A 22,336-nucleotide genomic window follows, 5' to 3' on the forward strand; every position below is an offset into this window, starting at 1 on the left:
GGCAAAACACCATGAGCGCCGTCACACGAGGCCTGGGTTTTCGGGCTGCTGTTGCCCGGGTAGGGGATTTTCTGCGAGATCATCAGCAGGCCATCCGCACCCTCCAGTGGGTGATTGTCGTGTTTTATCTGGTCTTGCTGATCGTGCCGGCTCTGCTGCCGCTGCCCGATCGCACGGCTTCAGTATTCAATAACCTCACCATCGTCGCCCAGTTCGCATTTTGGGGAGTCTGGTGGCCGTTTGTGCTGATATCCATTCCTTTATTGGGGCGCGCCTGGTGTGGCTTGTTCTGCCCAGAAGGCACGCTGACGGAATGGGCCAGCCGCCATGGGCGCGGCGGCGCCATTCCACGCTGGATGCGCTGGGGTGGCTGGCCTTTTGTGGCGTTTTCCCTGACGACGATCTATGGCCAGTTGGTCAGCGTCTACCAATACCCCTGGGCAGTGGCCGCTGTGCTGGGGGGATCTACCGTGGCGGCCATTGTGGTGGGCTGGTTATATGGCCGTGACAAGCGCGTCTGGTGCAAATACCTGTGCCCAGTCAATGGTGTTTTCAATCTCCTGGCCAAGCTTGCCCCTTGGTATTATCGGGTGGACGCCCAGGCTTGGCGCGCCCCGGTACGCCGTACCGAAACCATCAACTGCGCTCCTTTATTGCCTTTGCGCAATATGCAGGGAGCGGCCGAATGCCACATGTGTGGGCGCTGCAGCGACTACCGGGGGGCCATCACCTTATCGTCACGCTCGCCCGAGGCCGAAATCGTCCATGTGGCCGATGGCAGCGGCTGGCAGACCATGCTGATCGTGTTTGGCCTGATGGGTCTGGCAATTGGGGCATTCCTCTGGAGCGCCAGTCCCTGGTATGTCACCCTCAAGCAAACCATGGCTACCTGGCTGGTCAACCACGATGTCTACTGGCCGCTGGCCGATAATGCCCCCTGGTTTTTGTTGACCCACTACCCCCAGGTCAATGACAGCTTCAGTTGGCTGGATGGCACGGTCATCCTGCTGTTTATCTTCGGCGCTGCGGTGGTGGTCGGCGGCGGGGTGTTGATGGGTCTGTGTTTGGCTGATCGTTTGTTGCCGCCCGGCCAGCAGCCTGGGGTTCGGGATGCGGCAGGTCGGCTTTTGCGCAGTCGCCTGGCCGGGGTTCATAAATTGGCACAGGGTTTGATCCCGGTTGCGGGGGCAGGGGTCTTTCTGGGCCTGACCGCCACCACGCTGACGCTGCTGCAACACGAAGGGGTGCCAACCTGGTGGGCCAATCCTGTGCGTTTTGCGCTGCTCGCCCTGGCCCTGGCCTGGAGCCTGCGTTTCGAGTGGCGTTTGGCGGGCTTGCGCACCCTGCAGCCCTGGCCCAGGCTATGTGCCGTGATGGCTGTCGGATTGGGCCTGGTGCCATTTGTCTGGGCTTGGGTGCTGTTCTTTATTGTCTGGTAAACCCATTATGCTGTAGGGGCTTGCCTCAGTACTCTGGTCAGGATAAATTCGTTATTCTTTTGCTTTGATATCCTAGACCTTGGAGCACGGCATGGCGGCAGCCCGATGGCATCGGGGTTTGAATCGTTGGTGGGCCGGGGTGTTGGTGTGCTTGCTTGGGCTGGGTTTGACCGCCATCCTGGTGCATCAGCAACTGGATGTTTCCCGGGCAGCCAGGCAGACCCGGTTTTCCCACCAGATCCAGGCTACCTCTCAGGCTGTTTCCCAGCGCCTGTTGGCCTATACGCAGGTAGTGGCCAGCTTTCGCGATCTGTTTTTGATCTGGCCCCATCTTTCTCGCAGCCAATTTGAACAGGTTGCCCAGCGCCATGCCGTGCCTGACGCCTACCCAGAACTCGTCAATCTGTCCTTTGTGCGTTATGTGACGGCGGCCGAACTACCCGACTACGAGCGTCGCATGCGGGTACAGAACCTTCAAAGCAACGGTATTGATGCCCCCTTTGTGCATCCGCCTGGCTTGTCTGGGGATCACTATATTGTCGAGTTCCTCTGGCCGTACCAGAACAACCAGGGTGTGCTGGGTCTGGATATTGCTTCTCAACCCACCAATCTGGCGGCGCTGCTGACAGCGCGGGATACCGATGAACCCGTGCTTTCGGCCCCTTTTTCTCTGGTGCAGCAACCCACCGCGCCTCAGGCGGTGGTGGTGCGCTATCCCGTCTATGTCACGACGTCTGACGTCGGCGTGGCACAGTTGCCTCGGTTCATTGGGGCGGTGGGCGCTGTCATACAAGTCCAAGAGATGCTGGATGGAATTCGGGCTGCTGGATTCTTGCGCGGCCTGTCGGTGCAAATCTTCGATGCTGGCGGGGTGGATGATCCGCCTGTGGAGCAATCTGGCCGCAGCCCTTTTGGTGCGTCGTTACTCCATGCGGCACAGTCCTTGTCCGATCCCTTGCAGGCCACGAGCCAGCTGGACTTGCTGGGCCGTCGCTGGTCACTGCAATACACCCAGGCGCAGCACCTGCTGTCGGCTGGCGAGCGTTGGCTGCCCTGGTGGGTGGGCGGGACGGGCCTGGCCCTATCCCTATTGCTGGGGGCGCTGGTCAATTCCCTGATGCTGCGCCATCGTCTGGCGGTATCGGATGTGGCCGCCACGCATCAGGCGCTGGAGCACAGCGAGGAAAGGTTTCGGGCGGTATTCAATCAGGCTGCCATCGGGGTGTCGCTGACCGACGTACGCACAGGCAGGTTGGTGCGGGTCAATCAACGCTATGCATCCATCATGGGCTACACTGCGGCCGAATTGCTGCACTGCTCGTTTCAGGCATTGACGCATCCTGACGACCTCAAGGAGGATTTGCGCTGGATGGCGCGGCTGCAAGCTGGGGAAATCCCGGAATTCCAGCTGGAAAAGCGCATGCTGCATAAAGACGGCCATGACATCTGGGTCGAACTGACTGTATCGCCTATTTTGCAGGCCGGGGCTGCGCCCGACTATCATGTGGCTGTCATCCAGGACGTCACAGAGCGCCGCCGGATGCAAGACGCCCTGCGCGATAGCGAACACCATTTGCGTACTTTGCTGGATCATCTGCCAGTCGGGGTATGCCTGGTGGATGCCCAACAGCAGATTGTGTTTCGCAACCAGCAATTCCTGCAGATTTGCGGTTATGACATCCAGGACATGCCGGATGTCCGGGCCTGGTGGATGCTGACCATCCCCGATTCCCATGACCGGCGCGAAATCCGCCGATCCTGGGAACGCCAGTGGCGCCCGGATGCCAAGGTCGGCGAAACGCGCGCGCATCTGGAAACCTTGATTCTGTGCAAGGATGCCACGGTCCGTTTGGTTGAACTGTCCGGCTTGAAATTCGGCGCTGATTATCTGATGACCATCGTGGATCTCAGCGCCCGCAAGGCCGCCGAGGAAGAAATCCACTACCTGGCCTATAACGATGCCCTGACTGACCTGCCCAATCGCCGCCTCCTGGTGGATCGCCTGGAACAGGCGCTGGCCCTCAGCAGCGGCCATCGGCAGTACGGGGCTTTGCTGATGCTGGATCTGGATCACTTCAAGACACTCAACGAGACCCGCGGCCATGAGGCGGGGGACGAGCTGCTGCGCCAGGTAGCGTATCGCCTGCGCACGGGCTTGGCCCAGGCCCATACCATCGCCCGCCACGGAGACGATGAATTCGTGATCGTGTTGACCGACCTTGCCGAGCAGATCGAGGATGCCGCCCGAGAGGTGGAATCCATCGGCCAGCAGATACTCAATCTCCTGCGCACGCCCTATCAACTGCAAAATACCTACTATCATTCCAGCGTCAGTGTGGGGGCCTGCCTGTTTCGCGGGCGTGGCGAGAAGGTCGATGAACTGCTGCGGCGCGCCGACTTGGCCATGTATCAGGCCAAATCCGCCGGGCGCAATACCTTGCGTTTCTATGATCCTCGCATGCAGGATGTGGTGCATGGGCGGGCTGCCCTGGAAGCGGATATCCGGGTGGGGCTAGAGCAAAACCAGTTCGAGCTTTTCTACCAGGCGCAGGTGGGTCCACAAGGAATTATTGGCTGTGAGGCGTTGCTGCGTTGGCAGCATCCGCGCGATGGCTATGTGCCGCCCGCTTCGTTCATTCCTTTGGCCGAGGAAAGCGGCCTGATCCTGCCTTTGGGCGACTGGGTCTTGCGCACGGCCTGCCAGCAGCTGGCAAAATGGGCTGAAGATCCGGCCATGGTCGGTTTGCGCGTGGCCGTCAATGTCAGTCCGCGTCAATTCCGTCAGGCTGATTTTGTCGATCAGGTGCTGGCTGCACTGGCCGGCACCGGGGCTGATGCCCATCTGCTGGAGCTTGAACTCACCGAGGGCCTGTTGCTGCAGAACCTAGAGGACACGGTCCAGAAAATGGAGCGCTTGAAGCGCTATGGCCTGAGCTTTGCCCTGGATGATTTCGGCACGGGTTATTCATCGCTGGCTTATCTTAAGCGACTGCCGCTGGACCAGATCAAGATCGACCAGAGCTTTGTGCGCGATGTGTTGACCGATCCCAACGATGCCACGATTGCACGCACCATTGTGGCCCTGGGCATCAGCCTGGGCTTGCGAGTCATCGCCGAAGGCGTGGAGACCGCCGAGCAGCGTGATTTTCTGCAGCGTCATCATTGCCATACCTGGCAGGGATACCTGTTCAGCCGCCCGATTCCGCTGGCCGATTTCGAGGCGCTGGTGCGTATGGATCGGCAGACCAGGATGCCGCTGATTTAACAAACCGTTTCAACTCCGGGAGGCCGCGCCATTGTTGGTTTGCGCGCTGCCCAGCGGTCTGGCGGGCAGGTTTTGGTCATTTTTCGACCACTACATGTAGTGTGTTTGTTGTAGCATATGCACAATATTTGGTGTGAATTGCCAGCACAACAGAATGCTGACCGCAGCACATCATCACCCACTCCCACCCAAAGAAGATACTGCCATGATCAAGACCGTCGTCAAACGTGATGGACGCAAAGAACCTTTTATTCCGTCCAAGCTCAATGGCTGGGGTGAATGGGGTGCCACCACATTGGGCGATCGCGTGGATTGGCCGTCCGTGGTGCTGGAGACCGTCACCAATATGCCCGAGGAGTGCTCCTCGGAATTCCTGCAGATACAGTTGATCCGACACTGCCTGGATGCCGATACCTGGTCGTATAACCGCATGGCCGGGCGCTTGTATGCCGCCTTGGCCCAAAAAGAACTGAAAGACGTCTGCGGCGGGGCTTTTCCCTCGGTGTTGACCTTGCATCGCCTGCTCGAACAACTAGGCTACATGGAGCGCCTGGATTATTCTGAAGAAGAATACTTTCAGGTCGAGGGCATGATCGATCACACGCGTGATTTCGAATATGCTCACTATCAGATTCATACACACCGGTCCAAATACGCCATCTCCGACCGCGTCAAGGGCATACACTACGAGACCCCGCAGTTCGTCTACATGCGCATGGCCATGGCGTTGGCGGTGGACCAGCCGCGCCAGCGCCGCATGAACGACGTGGCGAAATTCTACGAACACCTGTCTAAAAACCGCATCAACGCCCCCACGCCCAACCACATCAATCTGGGTACTCCTTTGCGTGGCTATGCCAGTTGCTGCCTGTATGCCTCGGGCGATTCAGCGCGATCCATCGCGGTGGGCAACCATATTGCCAATACCATGACCTACATGAGCGCCGGCATCGGGTCCTACCTGCAGACGCGCTCGGTCAATGATCCCGTGCGCGGCGGCGTGATTCGTCACCAGGGGAAGCTGCCCTATCTGCGCGCGGTCGTGGCTGAAATCAAGGCCAATCTGCAAAATGGCCGTGGCGGTGCCTGCACCAGCTATTTTTCCATCTTCGACCCCGAGGTCGATGTGCTGCTGCGCCTGAAAAACCCCATGTCCACCGAGGACCGCAAGATCCGCGGTATGGATTATTCCTGGGGCGGCAATCGTTTTTTTGCCCGCAAGGTCGCCCGCAACGAAAACATCTTTCTGTTTAACTGCTATACCGCGCCAGATCTCTACGATGCCCTGTACAGCAGCGACGAGGCCCGCTTCGAGCAGCTCTATGCCAAATACGAAGCCGATCCCAGCTTCAAGAAACAGACCGTCAATGCCCGCGAACTGCTGATCACCGCCATTAACGAGTGGAACGAAACGGGCCGCGTCTACGAGCACAACATCTACGAGATGAATCGTCATACGCCCTTCAAGGGCACGATTTACAGCTCTAACCTATGCTCCGAGATCGCCTTGCCCACGGAGCCCTACAACCACATCACCGAGCTTTACCAGACGACGGACATCAGTCTGGTGGAATTCGAGGATGCCGATGGACGCCTGCATACCCTGCAGCCGGGTACCGGGATGGTGGACACGACCCGTGGTCAGATCTATCAGGAAGACCTGGCCGCCGGCGACACCTTGGCCGATGGCCGCCAGGTGGCGCGCATCGTGCGCTATTCCTCGCCCGAGGTCGCTACGTGCAATCTGGCCGGCATTGTGGTGTCCAACATCGAGTCCGATGCCCAATACCAAGAGGTCGCCTACTACGCCTTGCTGATGATCGACAAATGCATTCACCTGGCTGACTATGAACTGCCACACGTCGGGGTCACCTCCAAGGCCCGGCTGAACGCAGGGGTGGGGATGCTGGGTCTGGCCCATTTGATGGCGCGTAGCCATAAGCGCTACACCGAAACCGAAGGCAAGCAATTCGTGCATTGGGTGGCCGAACGCCATTATTACCATCTGGTGCAGGCCAGCCTCCAACTGGGCCGTGAACTAGGTAACGCCCCGTGGATGCACAAGACCCGCTGGCCTCAGGGCTGGTTGCCGATCGACACCTACAACCCCAACATAGACAAGGTCGCTGATTTTAAAAACCAGTACGACTGGGAATCCCTGCGCGCCGAGATCGTTGCCAATGGTGGTATCCGCAATTCAGTGGTGGCTGCCCACATGCCGACCGAGACCTCGGCGAATTCATCGGGCACCACCAATGGCGTCTATCCGATTCGCGAACTCACCATGATCAAGACCGATAATCAGCGGGTCAATTACTGGGCCGCTCCCGAAGGCGATGAACTCGGTGCCTGGTATGAATCCGCCTGGGAAGTCCCGGCCCAGGACATGACTGACATCTATGCCATTATTCAAAAATGGACCGATCAGGGGATCTCGGCAGACTTCTACCGCAAGGTCATCGGCGACGCCAGCATCGAGTCCACCGAGATGATCCAAAACTACCTGTACCGGGTAAAAATGGGCCTGAAGTCAAAATACTACATGAACCAGAAAACCTCGGCCGGGATGAAAAAAATCGCAGATATCCCGGCGGCCCAAGGCTTTGTCAATCTGGCGGGCACCGTGGGCATCCATATCTCCGCCGGTCAGCCCCTGGCCGAGGCCATCCATGGCATGGATGACCCCGATGATCCTGTTTGTGCCGGTGGCTGCACCCTGTAAGCCATCGCTGTTTGTCATGCGCCGTTTGCCCCTGGTATGTCCAGGGGCACTTCACACTGTACGGATATTCACATCATGTCAGAAAACGTTTTCAACTATCAAAAACAAGACTACGAGAAACCCTTGCTTTTTCTAGGCGAAAAACAAGGTCTGTTCGATACCATCAATCGGCACTATCCAGATATTTGGGCGCTTTATAAAACCCAGAAATCCCTGGACTGGGACGAGAACGAATTCGACTATTCTTCTTGCAATGCGGATTTCAAGAACTGCCCGCGTGCCACCTATGACATGATGGTCAAGACGCTGGCCTGGCAGTGGGAAGCCGATAGCGTGGCCTCGCGTGCCATTGCCCCGGTACTGGCTCCCTTCATCACATCCTCCGAACTCTGGGCCGCCTGGCAGCGGATTTCCGACAACGAGGTCGTGCACGCTGCGACCTACTCGGAAATCGTGCGCAATTCCTTTGACGATCCTTCCGCCATCATCGACGAGATTCTCAGCGTGCGCGAGGCCCACGATCGCCTGGCCTGCGTGGTCAAGGCCTTTGCCGATGGCTACGAGGCCTCGCATCAATACGCCCTGGGTCAGATCGACAATAATCAAGACACCTATAACGCCCTGTTCATGATGGTGGTGGCGCTGTTTTGCATGGAGCGCATCCAGTTCATGGCATCGTTTGCCGTCACCTTCGCCATTTGCGACACGGGCATGTTCCAGCCCATCGGCAAGGCCATCCAGAAAATCGCCCAGGACGAACTCGAAATCCATGCTGAACTCGACCGCGCCGTCCTGAAAAACGAACTGGCTACCGCCCGCGGCCAGCAGGCCTTTGCCCAATGCCGCCTCGAAATCGAGCAGTTGATCGCCGAGGTCGTCGACAGCGAACTCGACTGGATTCATTATCTATTCTCCGAGGGCCGCGAACTGGTCGGCATGAATAGCGACCGCCTGGCGGCCTGGACACTGTATTGCGCCAAGGATGTCTACAACACCCTGGGTATTCATACGGATCGCTATGAATTTCCCTCGTCAAACCCGCTTAAGTACATGGAAAAATGGCTTAACATCAGCAAAACCCAGGCTTCTCCCCAAGAACAGGATATTGCTGCCTATAAGGTCGGCGTCATGCGCCGTACCGACGAGGGCGTGGTTTTCGACGACGAGTTCTAATCAGGCTTTTGCTGGCGCGTTCAATATGCCTCGGGTTCTATATCCGCCTGTTGGCTGCGCAGTGAAAACTCGCGCGGGGTTTCACCCGTGTGTTCCCTGAAGGCTGCGATAAACGACGACAGGCTTTCATAGCCGCAGGCCAGCGCCACATCCGTGGTCCGCATGCCTTGCTCCAGCAGGGGCAGGGCATGCACCAGCCGGGCGCGTTGGCGCCACAGCCTGAATCCCAGCCCTGTCTGTTGCTGGAACAAACGCGTCAGGGTTTTTTCCGACAGGCCAATCTGATGGCCATACTGGGCCAGGCCTGGGGCTGTATCCGGATGCTGATGCTGTTGGCGGCACAAGGCCTGCAGGCGCTTGTCCGATGGCCAAGGCAGCACCAGGCCAGCCTGTCGGCATACTGCGATCTGATCCGCCAGCACCTGAGCCAGGCGCCCATCCGGGCCGTCCAGCTGGTATTCAATCGGAATCGTGCTGAAGACCCGGATCAGTTCCTGCAGCAGCGGTCGGATCACCAGCACACGGCAGTCCGGCCAATCCAGGCCCAGCGCTTCTCCGTCTATGTATAGGCTGCGAATGACCGTATAGGGGGACTCATGGACCCGATGGCGTATCCCTGCCGGAATCCATACCGCGCGCTGAGGCAGGGCGATGAAACGCGCCTGCGCCGTGACGACCTGCAAGTGTCCACGAATGGCATAGGACAGCTGGGCCCAGCGATGTTGGTGCGGACGTGGAATGATCATATTGGACTGGCTGTCGATATGACCATACAGAGGGCGGGGCAGCGCGTTTAAAAAGCCACGCTGAATAATGGGCGCGTGACCCGGAATGCGTGCTGTGGCCGGTGCTTTGGACAGCTTATTCGTCATCCTGCGATGTCCGTTCGAAGATACTTCATGGTTTATTGCCGCTAAACATAAGTCCCAGAGCTGTTTATTCTACGTCCTGAGAGCCCCGGACCGCCGGAATATCTGTGTTGGATATCTACATGATGCCAGCCAGGTGTTCTGGTTGGTCCTTTTTTTTGGGGTAAATTACGGACAGTGGCGGCATATCCTCCATCAGGCCACACCGCATGGTGGTGATGGCGGATTATCCTGATCCTATCGAATGGGCATGAAAGCAAAAAGCAATGATGTAGTCACGGTCTGTCTGCGTGGCGCGGGACAGGTCTTCTTCATGGAAAGTGCGCTGGCAGGCTGCTTGTTTATTGTTGCCATTGCGTATGCATCACACGAGACTGCCCAGTGGTCGACGACAGCAGGCGCGGTTTTTGGCTTGGTGGTAGCCACCTTGGCGGCTTTGTGGTTGAACCATGATCAGGCGGCGACTCGGTCGGGCTTGTATGGCTTCAATGGCATGCTGACTGGCTTGGCCTTGGCGACTTTTGTGGCACCCTCGCCCTCGCTCTGGTTTTCTATTGCCCTGGGGGCCGCCGTCAGCACCGTGGCGACGGGGGCATTTGCTGCAGTGCTCACTAAAACCCGGGGGATTCCGGGTTCTACCGGGCCTTTTGTGCTGATCGCCTGGTTGATGCTGGCAGGGATTGGTGCGGTGGGGCCGCCCAACGCCGCTTCTGTAGTTCTCCTGCCTGGGCATCCCGCCAGCGCCTATTTGGGCGGGGTTGCGCCGATTCCCGCTGCAGACGAGCTGCTGCAGATATTTTTTCGCAATATTGCCCAGGTTTTCCTGTTGGAGAGCGCGGTCAGCGGCGCCATTATCCTGCTGGGCATCGTGTTTGCCTCGTGGCGTGCTGCGGTGGCGGCAGCGGCAGGTTCTGCAGTCGCCATGGTTTGTGCGCTTGCACTGCAGCTGGACCCTGTGATGGTCATGCGGGGCTTATATGGCTTTAGTCCGGTACTGACTGCCATGGCGGTCGGGGTGGTTTTTTTGCGCACCTCTGTTCGGGTGGCGGCCTATGCTTTATTGGCGACAGTGGCCACCGTCTGCGTTCAGGCCGCCTTCAATGTGCTGATGGCGCCGATCGGGCTGCCCGTGTTGACTGCGCCTTATGTGCTGGTCATGTACTTGTTTGTGGCTGCTAAACCCATTTTTTTCCTGGCTGTGGGCGGAACCGACTCCATGCACAAAACATCGCCTCATGCTTGATCCCAAACACCTCCAGGACATGGGCCTCACGGGCATGCTTTGGGTGGGGCTGGGCGGGGGCTTTGGGTCACTCCTGCGCTGGCAGGTGGGGAAATTGGTCGGTGAGCGCTACCAAGGCAATTTTCCGCTGGCTACTTTTTTGGTCAATATCAGCGGGGCCTTTGTCTTTGGTTATCTCAGTATTTATTTTGCCGTGTCCTGGCAAGATCGCGCTGGCGACGCCCTGAATACCGCCATCCTGACCGGTGTGCTGGGCGGATATACGACATTCAGCACCCTGATGCTGGATGTGCTGAAGTTAAACGGCGGCAACCAACGCAAGCTGGCACAGGCGTATCTGGCTGCGTCGGTCGTGCTGGGGCTGATGGCTGCCTGGCTGGGTGCTTTGTTGGCGTATTGATGACGGAGAAACCCATGAAATTGGCTTTATTGGTGTTTATTGGCGGGGGAATAGGGGCCGTCGTGCGTGAGCTTTTCATGCGTTTCAGTCCGACTGGGCTGGGTGGTTTTCCGCTGGATATCTTGCTGGCCAATCTGCTGGCGTGCCTGCTGCTGGGGCTGGTGGCTGCTGCGCGGGCGCAGGGCAGGATCGGCGATCAGTTCTATCTGTTCATGGCGACTGGCGTGACGGGCGGGCTATCTACGTTTTCCAGCTTTGCCTATGGCCCGGTCGTGCTGATGTCCGGGTCTTCCATGGGCCTGTTGATCGCGGTTGCTTATGTGCTGATCAGCCTGGCGCTGGGCTATCTGGCGATGCTGGCGGGTGGCAGGCTAGGCAAAGACCGGGGTTAAAGCCACATTGCAAAGAAACTGTTTTTCCGGCCTACAACGCAAAACAGGCCGGATTTCGTTTGAAATCCGGCCTGTTCTAAACTGGTTGCGGGGATAGGATTTGAACCTATGACCTTCGGGTTATGAGCCCGACGAGCTACCAGACTGCTCCACCCCGCGTCTGAAGAACTGAACTATAGCATAATCTGTAAAAATAATGCAAGCAAAGCTTTGGAGTTCACGATAAAATGACGGAAGCGGAAATCCTGCGGGTGTTAGAAACCGCCTTGTTGTGTGCGGATGCACCTTTGTCCTTGGCGCAGATGCGCAGTTTGTTTGAAGACATGATTTCCGGAGACGACCTGCGTCGCCACTTGGCTGCCTTGCAGCTGGATTGGCAGGAGCGCGGTCTGCAACTGGTGCAATTGGCCGGTGGCTGGCGTTTTCAAAGCCGTCCCGACATGCAGCGTTACCTTGGGCGTCTTAATCCCGAAAAGCCCTCTCGTTATTCTCGTGCTTTGCTCGAAACCCTGGCCATTATTGCCTGGCGTCAGCCGGTCACTCGTGGTGACATCGAGGATATCCGCGGGGTGACGGTATCGGCACAGATCATTCGTACCCTTGAAGACCGCGGTTGGGTGGATACCTTGGGGTATCGGGATGCGCCGGGACGGCCTGCCTTATTGGGCACGACGCGCCGTTTTCTGGATGATCTGGGGCTGCGGGCGCTGGACGAATTGCCTGATCTGGAGCCTGAGGCGGCCGAGCATGTCCTGGGAACCTTGCCGTTGGTGGAAACTGCCGACGCCGTCCGACCCTCTGATGCGGAAACTCGGACAGACGCTGATGCCGCCGCGCCCGTTGCCTTTGGCGAAACCCTCTATTCAATATCGGAATCTCAAGGAGCCACCGAACCCCATGACAGCAGAACTCGAAGTGACAAAACAAGCGGCTCCCGAGAAAGCCACTAAGTCACAGACCCAGCCTGAAGACCGTGCAGCAGCAGGTCGGCCACGCAGCGGGCGTAAGCTCCGCACTCCCTTTCGCCGCCGCCGCGGCGATGCTCAGGCTCAGTCTGATGCGCCAGCCGCTGCCGAGCAGGCGCCTGGGCTGGACGCAGGCACTGCCGAAGAAGCCGATCGTGCCTTGTCCTACCTGAATGACACGCAGACTGCTCAGCGGCTGGATACCTATCTGCGCAATGATGCCTTGATGCCAAAGCTGCACAAGGTCCTGGCCGAGGCCGGGGTGGGTTCGCGTCGCGATATGGAAGATCTGATCGTGGCGGGCCGGGTGTCCGTCAATGGCGAGCCTGCGCACGTCGGTCAACGTGTCGGGCCCAACGACAAGGTTCGCGTCAATGGCAAGTTGGTATCGCGTCCTCGGGTGGATAAGCTGCCCCGCGTCATTCTTTACCATAAGCCCGCCGGCGAAATCGTCAGCCATGACGACCCCGGTGGCCGTGCCACGGTGTTTGCGCGTCTGCCGCGCCTTCGCGCCGGCAAGTGGCTGTCGATCGGGCGTCTGGATCTGAACACCGAGGGCCTGCTGATCTTCACGACTTCGGGCGAACTCGCCAACCGTCTGTCGCATCCGCGATACGGTGCCGAGCGCGAATACGCAGTGCGTGTGCTGGGTGAGCTTACCGAAGAAAAACAAGCCGAGCTCACGGGCGGCATTCAACTTGAGGACGGTCAGGCTCAGTTCAATTCCCTGGCATATATTGGGGGCGAGGGCAGCAATCGCTGGTATCGGGTCACGCTCTCCGAGGGCCGCAATCGCGAAGTCCGGCGCATGTTCGAGGCTGCTGGGGTCACGGTCAGCCGGTTGATCCGCACCCGTTTTGGCGAGGTCATTTTGCCCTCGAATCTGCGCCGCGGCCGTTGGGATGAACTCGAAGATCAACTGGTCGGTGGCCTGATGGTGCACCTGGGCCTGATCCGCGTGGGCGATGACGACGCTGATGGGCAGGCTGAACTCCAACCCATGTCGCACGCCAGCGCCTTGCCGCCTGGCTTTGGCACGCCAGGCCAAAATGGTCAGAATGGTGCTCGCTTCAATCGTCGCGGACGTTTGTCGGGTGGTCGTCAGTCCTCGATTGATCCCTTCACGACTGGTTTGCTGATCAGTGGCGGCCTGGCCAATGGGCATCCGGATGCGGGTCGGGGCATGGAGGAGGGCGGGCATAAGTCTCAGGGCCATAAAAAACCATATTCGACAAAACCCCCACGGCCCGCCTCTGCGGGACAGAAAAAACCCGGTGCGCCTAAAAACAACACAGCACCTCAGGGAAAAGTCCACAAGCCCAAAACCCATAAGCCCAAGGCACCGACCTCGCAGGTCGCTGCCGACACTGCCCAGCCTAAAGCCCCCAGGCCCCCGAAATCCGCGAAGCCGCAGACAAAAAAGCCTGCCAATCGCACGCCGAAGCCGCGTGGGCAAGGCGGTAACGAACGCCAGCCGCAGGGTGCGCATGCGCATGAATCCCAGTTGGCTCGGGTGAGTCGTGGCCGTTAAGGCATAAAAAGCCTGATGGCGATAGCAAATGCTGTTATAATCTAAGGCTTTACAGCGTATTGTGCTGTGCCCACTGGATACCTGCATTGCGTTTAGGCAGCGTTTTGTTGCCTGGTGCTGTGTGCGGGTTTTCGGCGATTCTTCAGATTGTCTTGGGGTTGTTCCCCCAAGGCCTACCGAGGGCTGCTGGACAGCCCCTTTTTTTTGGATTTTATGGCGGATATTTTTGCAGTCACCCAGCAGGCATTGTTGGGGTTCGATGTAGAGCTGGTCGATGTGGAACGTGCGCCCTTGGGGCTGTTGCGCGTCACGATTGATCGCCCCGATGGGGTGCGCATCGAGGATTGCGAACAGGTTTCGCACCAGCTGTCGCACGCATTCGAGGTCGAGAATATCGACTACAAGCGCCTGGAAGTCAGTTCTCCCGGGGTGGATCGGCCTTTGCGTCGCTTGGCGGATTATGTCCGTTTTGCAGGTCAGCGCATCGAGATTCGTCTCCGAGAGCCCGTCCAGTCGCGCAAGGCCTTCTCCGGTATTTTGCAGGTTGAAGGCACCGAATCCCCCGTCCTCAGTCTGGTATACGAAGATCAGACAGGGCAGCCACAGACGCTGCCGTTTTCTTTTGACGATGTGGACCGGGCTCACCTGGATCCTGTTCTCGATTTCAAAGGTAAGAAGCGATGAGTCGCGAAATTCTTCTATTGGTCGACGCCCTGGCGCGTGAAAAAAACGTCGAACGCGATGTGGTGTTTGGTGCGCTCGAGGGCGCGCTGGCTTCAGCCATGAAAAAACGCTTCAAGGAAGACGTGGATATTCGCGTGGCCATCGACCGCCAAACCGGCGAACACGAAGGCTTTCGGCGCTGGCTGATCGTGCCCGACGAGGCCGGCCTCCAGGAACCCGATGCCCAGGAACTCTTGACCGACGCCCAGGATATCGTGCCAGGCATCGAAGTCGGTGAGTACATCGAGGAACCACTAGAACCCATCGAGTTCGGGCGTATCGGCGCACAGGCGGCCAAACAGGCCATCCTGCAAAAGATCCGTGACGCTGAGCGCGAACAGGTGCTCAATGACTTCCTGGATCGTGGCGAGACGATTATCTCAGGGACCGTAAAGCGCCTGGATAAAGGCGATGCAATCATCGAAATCGGCCGCGTCGAAGCCCGTTTGCCGCGTACGGAAATGATTCCGAAGGAAAACATCCGGGCGGGTGATCGTGTGCGTGCCTGGGTTCTCAAGATCGACCATGCGGCCCGTGGCCAGCAGGTTATTCTGTCGCGCACTTCGCCCGATTTCATTCGCGAGCTCTTCGATAACGAAGTGCCGGAAATCGAACAAGGCCTGCTCGAAATCAAGGCGGCTGCCCGTGATCCCGGCGTGCGTGCCAAAATCGCCGTCGTGGCGTACGATAAGCGTATTGATCCCATCGGAACGTGCGTCGGTATGCGCGGTTCGCGTGTCACGGCAGTGCGCAATGAACTGGGCGGCGAACAGGTCGATATCGTGCTGTGGGCCGATGATCCTGCCGAATTTGTCATTGGCGCGTTGGCTCCGGCCCACGTCGAGTCGATTCTGGTCGACGAGGAAAAGCACGCCATGGATGTGGTGGTCGACGAGGAAAACCTCCCGAAGGCCATTGGTGCACGCGGTCAAAACGTCCGTCTGGCTTCCGAACTCACCGGCTGGCAGATCAACATCATGACCCCTGAAGAAAGCCAGGATCGCCAGGATGCCGAGCGCACTACCTTGCGTCATGCTTTTGTGACGCGGCTGGATGTGGACGAAGAGGTCGCCGACATCCTGATCGATGAGGGTTTTACCGGTCTTGAAGAAGTCGCTTATGTGCCCATGCAGGAATTGCTGGACATCGAAGCCTTCGATGAGGATACCGTCAACGAACTGCGCACGCGTGCGCGTAACGCCCTGCTAACCGAGGCCATTGCCCAGGAAGAGCGTGTCCAGACCGCCCAGGATCTATTGGAGATCAAGGGGATGGATGCTGTTCTGGTGGCTAAATTAGCAGAAAACAACATCACCACCCTGGATGATCTGGCCGAACTGGCCGCTGACGAACTGGCAGAAATCACGGGTCTGCCCGAAGACACCGCCAGCGACATGATCATGCAGGCGCGGGCGCACTGGTTCGAAGACGATAAGGCCTAAGCCCCTGTCGTTTCCTGCCCCTCGCCCCATTAACGTAGTCAAAGAGAGAGTCGAATGCCGAGTAACACCGTCGCCCAATTCGCCGAAGAACTGAATATGCCTGCCAACGTCCTGCTGGATCATTTCCGCTCGGCTGGCGTCCAGCTCGACTCGGTGAACGCGGACGTGACCGAAGCGGACAAAGGCGCCTTGCTGGAGTCCTTGCGGCGTTCGCATGGCACCGACTCTGGCAAAAAGGTCGTCCTGACCCGCCGCAAGACCTCCGAGATCCGTCAGGCTGATGGCTCGGGTCGGTCACGCACCATCCAGGTCGAGGTACGCAAGAAACGTGTCCTGGTCAAACGCGATCGTCCTGAAGTGTTGGAGACTGCCCGGGCCGAAGCGGCTGCGCCGACCTCGGTGCCTGACGCCAGCCCGGCGCCGGTCGCACCTGCGGTTCAACCGACTGCGCCCGATGTTGTAGCGGTTCAGGCAGAACCGACTCCAGTCCTGTCGACCCCTCAGCCTACACCTGCAGAAACATCGCCAGCACCTGTGGTCGCCAGCCAGTCGCCTGAGCCGACCGCCCCTCTTGCAGCATCTATTGCAGAAGCACCCCAGCTAGCCGAAGCCGCCGCTGCCCCTGTGGCAGAACCAGCCGCTTCTGCACAGCAGCCCGTCGCGGCGCCTGAGGCTGCCCCCACTGAAACCAAGGAAATCAAGCAGGACATCGTGATCGACACCCCTGTTGCCAAGCCACACTCATCTGTCGGCCAGGCGTCTTCTAGCCACTCTCCCCGCTCGCAGTCGGATGCCAAATCCGATTCCAAACCCAGCGTGCGCCCTGAATCTTCCGCTGCTCCCGTGGCAGCCCCCGCAGCCACGCCGGGCAAGGCCCGCCGTGCGCCTGCGGACCCCGACCGCGAAAGCGCCCGCAAGGCCGCCGAGGCCGAGGCCGCCGCGCTGCGCGAAATGATGCGCCAGCCGCGCAAGGTCCTGCGCGCGCCCGAGCCCGAAGAAGCCGCGAAGACGCTGCATAAGCCAGCAGGCAAGACCACCGTCAAAAAAGAGTCCGAAGGCAAAAAGGTCATCAAGGCCGCAGACGTCTCGTCTACCTGGTCCAACGACAGCCGCAAGAAACCCTCCAAGGCCGATACCTTGTCGGCAGGCGCAGGCAAGGATGCCTGGCGCGCCGGCAGCAAGTCAGGTCGTGGCAAGGGTGGTCGGGGCAAGAATCGACGTCAGGCCGACTACCATCAAGAACCCCAGCAGGCAGAATTCATCGCTCGCGAGGTTCACGTCCCGGAAACCATTTCCGTGGCCGATCTGGCCCATAAAATGGCCGTCAAGGCCGCCGAGGTCATCAAGCACCTGATGAAGCTTGGCCAGATGGTCACCATCAACCAGATCCTGGATCAGGAAACGGCCATGATTGTGGTCGAAGAACTGGGCCATACCGCCATTGCTGCAAAGCTGGACGATCCGGAAGCCTTCCTGGCCGACACCGAAGCCACCGAGGCCATCGCCTTGCCGCGTGCTCCGGTCGTCACCGTCATGGGTCACGTCGACCACGGCAAGACCTCGCTGCTGGATTACATCCGCCGCACCAAGGTTGCCACCGGCGAAGCCGGCGGGATCACCCAGCATATCGGCGCCTATCGCGTGAAAACCGAGCGTGGCGTGGTGGCCTTTCTGGATACCCCGGGCCACGAGGCCTTTACCGCCATGCGTGCCCGTGGTGCGCAGGCAACCGATATCGTCATCCTGGTCGTGGCAGCCGACGATGGCGTGATGCCCCAGACCCGTGAGGCAATTCACCACGCCAAGGCCGCAAATGTGCCGCTGGTCGTCGCCATCAATAAGATCGACAAACCCGAAGCCAATCCTGATCGTGTCAAGCAGGAACTGGTCGCCGAGCAGGTCGTGCCCGAGGAATACGGTGGCGATGTGCCCTTTATTTCCGTGTCGGCCAAGACCGGCCAGGGCATTGACGATCTGCTCGAAAACGTGCTGCTGCAGGCCGAGATCCTGGAACTCAAGGCGCAGGTGGATGCACCAGCCAAGGGCGTTGTCATCGAAGCGCGCCTGGACAAGGGCCGTGGCCCTGTCGCCACCATTCTGGTCCAAAGCGGTACCCTGCATCGCGGCGACGCCGTGCTGGCAGGGGTGGCCTTTGGCAAGATCCGTGCCATGCTGAACGACACTGGTAAATCCACTCAGGAAGCTGGCCCTTCGACCCCGGTCGAGATCCAGGGTCTGGCCGAGGTCCCGGCTGCCGGCGACGAAGTCCTGGTGCTTACCGACGAGCGCAAGGCGCGTGAAATCGCCTTGTTCCGTCAAGGCAAATTCCGCGACGTCAAACTCGCTCGTCAGCAGGCTGCAAAGCTCGAGTCCATGTTCGATAATCTGGGCGAGGGCGTGCGTACACTGCCGCTCATCGTCAAGACCGACGTGCAAGGTTCCCAGGAAGCCCTGGTGCAATCCTTGCTTAAATTGTCCACCGACGAGGTCCGTGTCCAGGTCGTACACGCTGCCGTGGGGGGCATCTCTGAAAGCGACGTCAACCTGGCGATTGCGTCGGGCGCCGTGGTGATCGGCTTCAATGTGCGTGCCGACCAGCCCGCCAAAAAGCTCGCCGAAAGCAACGAGATCGACCTGCGCTACTACAACATCATCTACGATGCGATCGATGATGTGAAAAACGCACTCTCGGGCATGTTGGCGCCGGAGAAGCGCGAAGAAATCATCGGCATGGTCGAAATTCGAGAAATCTTCTCGGTCTCGAAGATTGGCAATATCGCGGGCTGCATGGTGCTCGAAGGCTTGGTGCGCCGGGATTCCCAGGTTCGCTTGCTGCGTAACCACGTGGTTCAGTGGACCGGTACGCTGGACTCTCTGCGCCGCTTCAAGGACGATGCCAAGGAAGTCAAATCCGGCTTTGATTGCGGGATCACCCTCAGGGGCAATAACGACATCGAAATCGGCGATCAACTCGAAGTCTTCGAAATCAAGGAAATCGCCCGCTCGCTGTAATCGCGGGGGTCTGAACTATGGGTCGTCATCAATCCAAACCAAATCCAGGTCGCAATACTCGCCTGGCCGACCAGATCCAGAAGGATCTGGCAGGTCTGGTGCAACGCGAGCTGGATATGGCGCAGACCGGCTTGATCACCCTGACAGGGGTGGATCTGACCGCCGACTATGCGCACGCCAAGGTCTATTTCACCGTGCTGGGCGCTGAACCCGATGTCGCTGTCAAAGCCCTGAACGACAAGGCCGGCTGGCTGCATTCCCAGCTGTTCAAGCTGCTGCATATTCACACGGTGCCGACCTTGCGCTTTCTTTACGATGTACAGCTGGCGCGCGGCATCGAACTCACTCAGCTCATCGATCGGGCCAATCGTCCCCAGGCAGGCGCCTCGGACATCCCCGAACTCGAAGACCCGGACGGCCAGCCCTGATCGGGCGGTCGTCACTTATCTTAAAAACGGATAGAACGATGGCTTCCCGACGTGGGCAGTTGCTTGACGGCGTCCTCTTGCTGGACAAGCCCGAAGGCCTCTCGAGCAATCATGCGCTACAGCGCGCCAAGCGCACGGTCGATGCCCGCAAAGCGGGTCATACCGGCACGCTGGACCCTTTTGCCACAGGTTTGCTGGTGTGCTGTTTTGGCCGCGCGACAAAAATTTCCGCCGCCATGCTGGAGGCCGATAAAGTCTACGAGGCCACCATCACCTTTGGTGAGGAAACCGACAGCGGAGACCTGACCGGCCATATCGTGGCTCAGGCCGGGGATGATTTTGTTGCTGTGCAGCCCGACGCCCTGGAAACAGTGCTGGCCGGGTTTCGTGGACAGATCGAACAGGTGCCGCCCATGGTGTCGGCCCTGAAACGCGACGGCAAGCCCTTGTATGAATATGCCCGGCAGGGCATTGTGCTGGATCGCCCCCCCCGACAGATCACGATTCATACGCTGGATCTGCTGGCCTGCGATGGCCGGACCGCCCAGCTGTTAGTGCATTGCAGCAAAGGCACGTATGTACGAACGCTGGCGCAGGACATTGGTCGCCAGTTAGGCTGTCTGGGCCATTTGTCGGCCTTGCGGCGCACGGCAGTCGGGCCGTTTTCAATCGACCGGGCCGTTGCCCTGGACGCCTTGCAGGCCATGGATTCGCCTGCTTCGGCGCTTATCCCTTTACACGCCTTGCCGGCCGGACTGCGGCCGACAAGTGTATCTACCGAGGAAAACATCCTATGAAGCGAGCTTTGCGTAACGTGGCCATCATCGCCCACGTGGACCATGGCAAGACCACTCTCGTTGACCAGCTGCTGCGGCAGTCCGGCACGTTCCGTGATAACCAGCAGGTGTCCGAACGGGTCATGGACTCCGGTGACATCGAGCGCGAGCGCGGCATCACCATTCTGGCCAAGAACTGCGCGGTCGAATACGAAGGCACGCACATCAACATCATCGACACCCCGGGCCACGCCGACTTTGGCGGCGAGGTCGAGCGCGTGCTGTCCATGGTGGATGGAGTATTGTTGCTGGTGGATGCCGTCGAAGGCCCCATGCCCCAGACGCGCTTCGTGACGCGCAAGGCCCTGGCCTTGGGCTTAAAGCCCATTGTCGTGGTCAACAAGGTTGATCGTCCGGGCGCGCGTCCGGATTTTGTCGTCAATGCAACTTTTGATCTGTTTGATAAGCTCGGTGCCACCGAAGAGCAGCTGGATTTCCCGGTGATCTATGCATCGGGTCTGACGGGCTACGCCGGATTGACGGATGATGTGCGTTCGGGTGATATGCGTCCCTTGTTCGATGCGGTTTTGCAATATGTGCCGCAGCGTGAGGATGATGCCGATGGCCCCTTGCAACTGCAGATCATCTCGTTGGATTACAGCAGCTACGTGGGCAAAATCGGGGTCGGGCGCGTCAATCGCGGCCGCCTGCATGCCGGCCAGGATGTGGTCGGCAAGTTCGGCCCGGAAGGCGAAAGCTTCAAGGGTCGTATCAACCAGGTGTTGAAATTCCAGGGCCTGGAGCGCGTGCTGGTGGATTCTGCCGAAGCAGGCGATATTGTCCTGATCAACGGCATCGAAGATATCGGCATCGGCTGCACGCTGATGGACCCGGAAGCACCCGAGGCGTTGCCCATGCTGCGCATCGATGAGCCCACCCTGACCATGAACTTCATGGTGAACACGTCCCCGCTGGCCGGGCGCGAAGGCAAGTTTGTCACCAGCCGCCAACTGCGTGAACGCCTGGACCGCGAATTGAAGTCCAATGTGGCGTTGCGCGTCAATGACACGGACGACGATACCGTGTTCGAAGTCTGTGGTCGCGGTGAACTGCACCTGACGATTCTGCTGGAAAATATGCGCCGCGAAGGCTACGAGCTGGCTGTGTCGCGTCCCCGCGTGATGTACAAGGATATCGACGGCGTGCGCTGCGAGCCCTACGAGCTGCTGACGGTGGACGTGGAAGATGCGCACCAGGGCGGCATTATGGAAGAGCTGGGCCGCCGCAAGGGCGACCTGCAGGACATGCAGCCTGATGGCCGTGGCCGCACACGCCTGGAATACCGTATTCCGGCCCGTGGCCTGATTGGCTTTCAAGGTGAATTCATGACGCTGACTCGCGGCACGGGCCTGATGAGCCACATTTTTGACGATTATGCACCACTGCGCGAAGGTGGCGTGGGCGAGCGTCGCAATGGCGTGCTGATCAGCCAGGATGACGGCACGGCAGTGGCCTATGCCCTGTGGAAACTGCAGGAGCGCGGCCGGATGTTTGTGTCGCCGCAGGACCCGGTCTATGAAGGCATGATCATTGGCATTCATTCGCGTGACAATGATCTGGTGGTCAACCCGATCAAGGAAAAGAAGCTGACCAACGTGCGGGCATCGGGTAAAGACGAGCATATCGACTTGGTGCCGCCCGTCGCCATGAGCCTGGAATATGCCGTGGAATTCATTGCGGATGACGAACTGGTCGAGGTCACGCCGAAATCCATCCGTCTGCGCAAGCGCTACCTGCAGGAACACGAGCGCCGTCGCAGCATGCGTGAATCGGCCTGAGAGTAAATGGGGTCAGACCCCGTTTACTTGATAAAGTCCCCGTTATTTGCATGAATGACGGGGACTTTTTTGTGCGTCATGACTCCTGCTGGACTGTGCGTCGGGGATTTTTATTGTC

At 59.1% G+C, this 22,336-nt stretch carries 15 protein-coding genes, 1 tRNA gene and 1 pseudogene; 15 read left to right on the forward strand and 2 right to left on the reverse strand.

Annotation, left to right across the window (positions count from 1 at the left end):
• Positions 1 to 11 precede the first annotated feature (11 nt).
• From VDP81_RS13190 to VDP81_RS13205, 4 genes are all read left to right on the forward strand, one after another.
• Positions 12 to 1,439, forward strand: a complete 1,428-nt coding sequence (locus tag VDP81_RS13190) for a 4Fe-4S binding protein (RefSeq protein ID WP_323012575.1) — start codon at positions 12 to 14, stop codon at positions 1,437 to 1,439.
• Positions 1,440 to 1,530: 91 nt separating this feature from the next.
• The gene (locus tag VDP81_RS13195) at positions 1,531 to 4,704 is read left to right on the forward strand and encodes an EAL domain-containing protein (RefSeq protein WP_322997303.1); all 3,174 of its coding nucleotides are present in this window, start codon (positions 1,531 to 1,533) and stop codon (positions 4,702 to 4,704) included.
• A 205-nt stretch (positions 4,705 to 4,909) separates the two neighbouring features.
• Positions 4,910 to 7,426, forward strand: a complete 2,517-nt coding sequence (locus VDP81_RS13200; RefSeq protein WP_322997304.1) for a ribonucleoside-diphosphate reductase subunit alpha — start codon at positions 4,910 to 4,912, stop codon at positions 7,424 to 7,426.
• Positions 7,427 to 7,501: 75 nt separating this feature from the next.
• Positions 7,502 to 8,599: a ribonucleotide-diphosphate reductase subunit beta gene (locus VDP81_RS13205; RefSeq protein ID WP_322997305.1), complete on the forward strand. Its 1,098-nt coding sequence runs from the start codon at positions 7,502 to 7,504 to the stop codon at positions 8,597 to 8,599.
• Between the two features lie 20 nt (positions 8,600 to 8,619).
• Here VDP81_RS13205 and VDP81_RS13210 read toward each other — a convergent pair whose 3' ends face one another.
• Positions 8,620 to 9,471, reverse strand: a complete 852-nt coding sequence (locus VDP81_RS13210; RefSeq protein ID WP_323012576.1) for a helix-turn-helix transcriptional regulator — start codon at positions 9,469 to 9,471, stop codon at positions 8,620 to 8,622.
• A gap of 247 nt (positions 9,472 to 9,718) precedes the next feature.
• Here VDP81_RS13210 and VDP81_RS13215 point away from each other — a divergent pair, with 247 nt between their 5' ends.
• The 3 genes from VDP81_RS13215 to VDP81_RS13225 are packed head-to-tail and all read left to right on the forward strand — an operon-like array spanning position 9,719 to position 11,503.
• Positions 9,719 to 10,711: an urea transporter gene (locus VDP81_RS13215; RefSeq protein WP_323012577.1), complete on the forward strand. Its 993-nt coding sequence runs from the start codon at positions 9,719 to 9,721 to the stop codon at positions 10,709 to 10,711.
• On the forward strand, positions 10,704 to 11,111 hold the full coding sequence (gene crcB / locus VDP81_RS13220) for a fluoride efflux transporter CrcB (protein ID WP_322997308.1): 408 nt from the start codon (positions 10,704 to 10,706) through the stop codon (positions 11,109 to 11,111). Before VDP81_RS13215 ends, crcB begins: the two co-directional genes overlap by 8 nt.
• A 14-nt stretch (positions 11,112 to 11,125) precedes the next feature.
• Positions 11,126 to 11,503 carry a CrcB family protein gene (locus tag VDP81_RS13225; protein ID WP_322997309.1) on the forward strand — a complete coding sequence of 126 codons (378 nt, stop codon included), beginning with the start codon at positions 11,126 to 11,128 and terminating at the stop codon, positions 11,501 to 11,503.
• Between the two features lie 82 nt (positions 11,504 to 11,585).
• On the opposite strand, the gene VDP81_RS13230 is transcribed toward VDP81_RS13225, so the two are convergent.
• Positions 11,586 to 11,662 (reverse strand) — tRNA-Met (locus VDP81_RS13230).
• A gap of 68 nt (positions 11,663 to 11,730) precedes the next feature.
• On the opposite strand from VDP81_RS13230, the pseudogene scpB reads away from it, so the two are divergent.
• The 8 genes and pseudogenes from scpB to typA all read left to right on the forward strand — a co-directional run.
• A pseudogene (scpB, locus tag VDP81_RS13235) lies at positions 11,731 to 12,384 on the forward strand (SMC-Scp complex subunit ScpB); the annotation flags it as partial.
• Between the two features lie 16 nt (positions 12,385 to 12,400).
• Entirely contained in the window at positions 12,401 to 13,999 is a 1,599-nt protein-coding gene (gene rluB / locus VDP81_RS13240) for a 23S rRNA pseudouridine(2605) synthase RluB (RefSeq protein WP_323012578.1), read from the forward strand.
• Positions 14,000 to 14,212: 213 nt separating this feature from the next.
• The gene (gene rimP / locus VDP81_RS13245; protein WP_322997311.1) at positions 14,213 to 14,683 is read left to right on the forward strand and encodes a ribosome maturation factor RimP; all 471 of its coding nucleotides are present in this window, start codon (positions 14,213 to 14,215) and stop codon (positions 14,681 to 14,683) included.
• Complete coding sequence (gene nusA / locus VDP81_RS13250; protein ID WP_322997312.1) at positions 14,680 to 16,164, forward strand: transcription termination factor NusA; 1,485 nt, start codon at positions 14,680 to 14,682, stop codon at positions 16,162 to 16,164. The genes rimP and nusA overlap by 4 nt, the downstream gene beginning before the upstream one ends.
• Positions 16,165 to 16,218: 54 nt before the next feature.
• On the forward strand, positions 16,219 to 19,176 hold the full coding sequence (infB, locus tag VDP81_RS13255; protein ID WP_322997313.1) for a translation initiation factor IF-2: 2,958 nt from the start codon (positions 16,219 to 16,221) through the stop codon (positions 19,174 to 19,176).
• 17 nt (positions 19,177 to 19,193) lie between these two features.
• Positions 19,194 to 19,604, forward strand: coding sequence for a 30S ribosome-binding factor RbfA (gene rbfA / locus VDP81_RS13260; RefSeq protein ID WP_323012579.1), 411 nt, complete (start codon positions 19,194 to 19,196; stop codon positions 19,602 to 19,604).
• A 38-nt stretch (positions 19,605 to 19,642) separates the two neighbouring features.
• Positions 19,643 to 20,401, forward strand: a complete 759-nt coding sequence (gene truB / locus VDP81_RS13265; protein ID WP_322997315.1) for a tRNA pseudouridine(55) synthase TruB — start codon at positions 19,643 to 19,645, stop codon at positions 20,399 to 20,401.
• Positions 20,398 to 22,218 carry a translational GTPase TypA gene (typA, locus tag VDP81_RS13270; protein ID WP_323012580.1) on the forward strand — a complete coding sequence of 607 codons (1,821 nt, stop codon included), beginning with the start codon at positions 20,398 to 20,400 and terminating at the stop codon, positions 22,216 to 22,218. Before truB ends, typA begins: the two co-directional genes overlap by 4 nt.
• Positions 22,219 to 22,336 lie beyond the last annotated feature (118 nt).

The sequence above is a fragment of the Castellaniella sp. genome, assembly GCF_034675845.1.
In the GTDB taxonomy this organism is placed as follows: domain Bacteria; phylum Pseudomonadota; class Gammaproteobacteria; order Burkholderiales; family Burkholderiaceae_B; genus Castellaniella.

Excerpts from the sequence above, each read along its gene's own strand:
- VDP81_RS13190 (WP_323012575.1), top strand. The coding sequence starts at position 12 with ATGAGCGCCGTCACACGAGGCCTGGGTTTTCGGGCTGCTGTTGCCCGG.
- VDP81_RS13195 (WP_322997303.1), top strand. The coding sequence starts at position 1,531 with ATGGCGGCAGCCCGATGGCATCGGGGTTTGAATCGTTGGTGGGCCGGG.
- VDP81_RS13200 (WP_322997304.1), top strand. The coding sequence starts at position 4,910 with ATGATCAAGACCGTCGTCAAACGTGATGGACGCAAAGAACCTTTTATT.
- VDP81_RS13205 (WP_322997305.1), top strand. The coding sequence starts at position 7,502 with ATGTCAGAAAACGTTTTCAACTATCAAAAACAAGACTACGAGAAACCC.
- VDP81_RS13210 (WP_323012576.1), bottom strand. The coding sequence starts at position 9,471 with ATGACGAATAAGCTGTCCAAAGCACCGGCCACAGCACGCATTCCGGGT.
- VDP81_RS13215 (WP_323012577.1), top strand. The coding sequence starts at position 9,719 with ATGAAAGCAAAAAGCAATGATGTAGTCACGGTCTGTCTGCGTGGCGCG.
- crcB (WP_322997308.1), top strand. The coding sequence starts at position 10,704 with ATGCTTGATCCCAAACACCTCCAGGACATGGGCCTCACGGGCATGCTT.
- VDP81_RS13225 (WP_322997309.1), top strand. The coding sequence starts at position 11,126 with ATGAAATTGGCTTTATTGGTGTTTATTGGCGGGGGAATAGGGGCCGTC.
- rluB (WP_323012578.1), top strand. The coding sequence starts at position 12,401 with ATGACAGCAGAACTCGAAGTGACAAAACAAGCGGCTCCCGAGAAAGCC.
- rimP (WP_322997311.1), top strand. The coding sequence starts at position 14,213 with ATGGCGGATATTTTTGCAGTCACCCAGCAGGCATTGTTGGGGTTCGAT.
- nusA (WP_322997312.1), top strand. The coding sequence starts at position 14,680 with ATGAGTCGCGAAATTCTTCTATTGGTCGACGCCCTGGCGCGTGAAAAA.
- infB (WP_322997313.1), top strand. The coding sequence starts at position 16,219 with ATGCCGAGTAACACCGTCGCCCAATTCGCCGAAGAACTGAATATGCCT.
- rbfA (WP_323012579.1), top strand. The coding sequence starts at position 19,194 with ATGGGTCGTCATCAATCCAAACCAAATCCAGGTCGCAATACTCGCCTG.
- truB (WP_322997315.1), top strand. The coding sequence starts at position 19,643 with ATGGCTTCCCGACGTGGGCAGTTGCTTGACGGCGTCCTCTTGCTGGAC.
- typA (WP_323012580.1), top strand. The coding sequence starts at position 20,398 with ATGAAGCGAGCTTTGCGTAACGTGGCCATCATCGCCCACGTGGACCAT.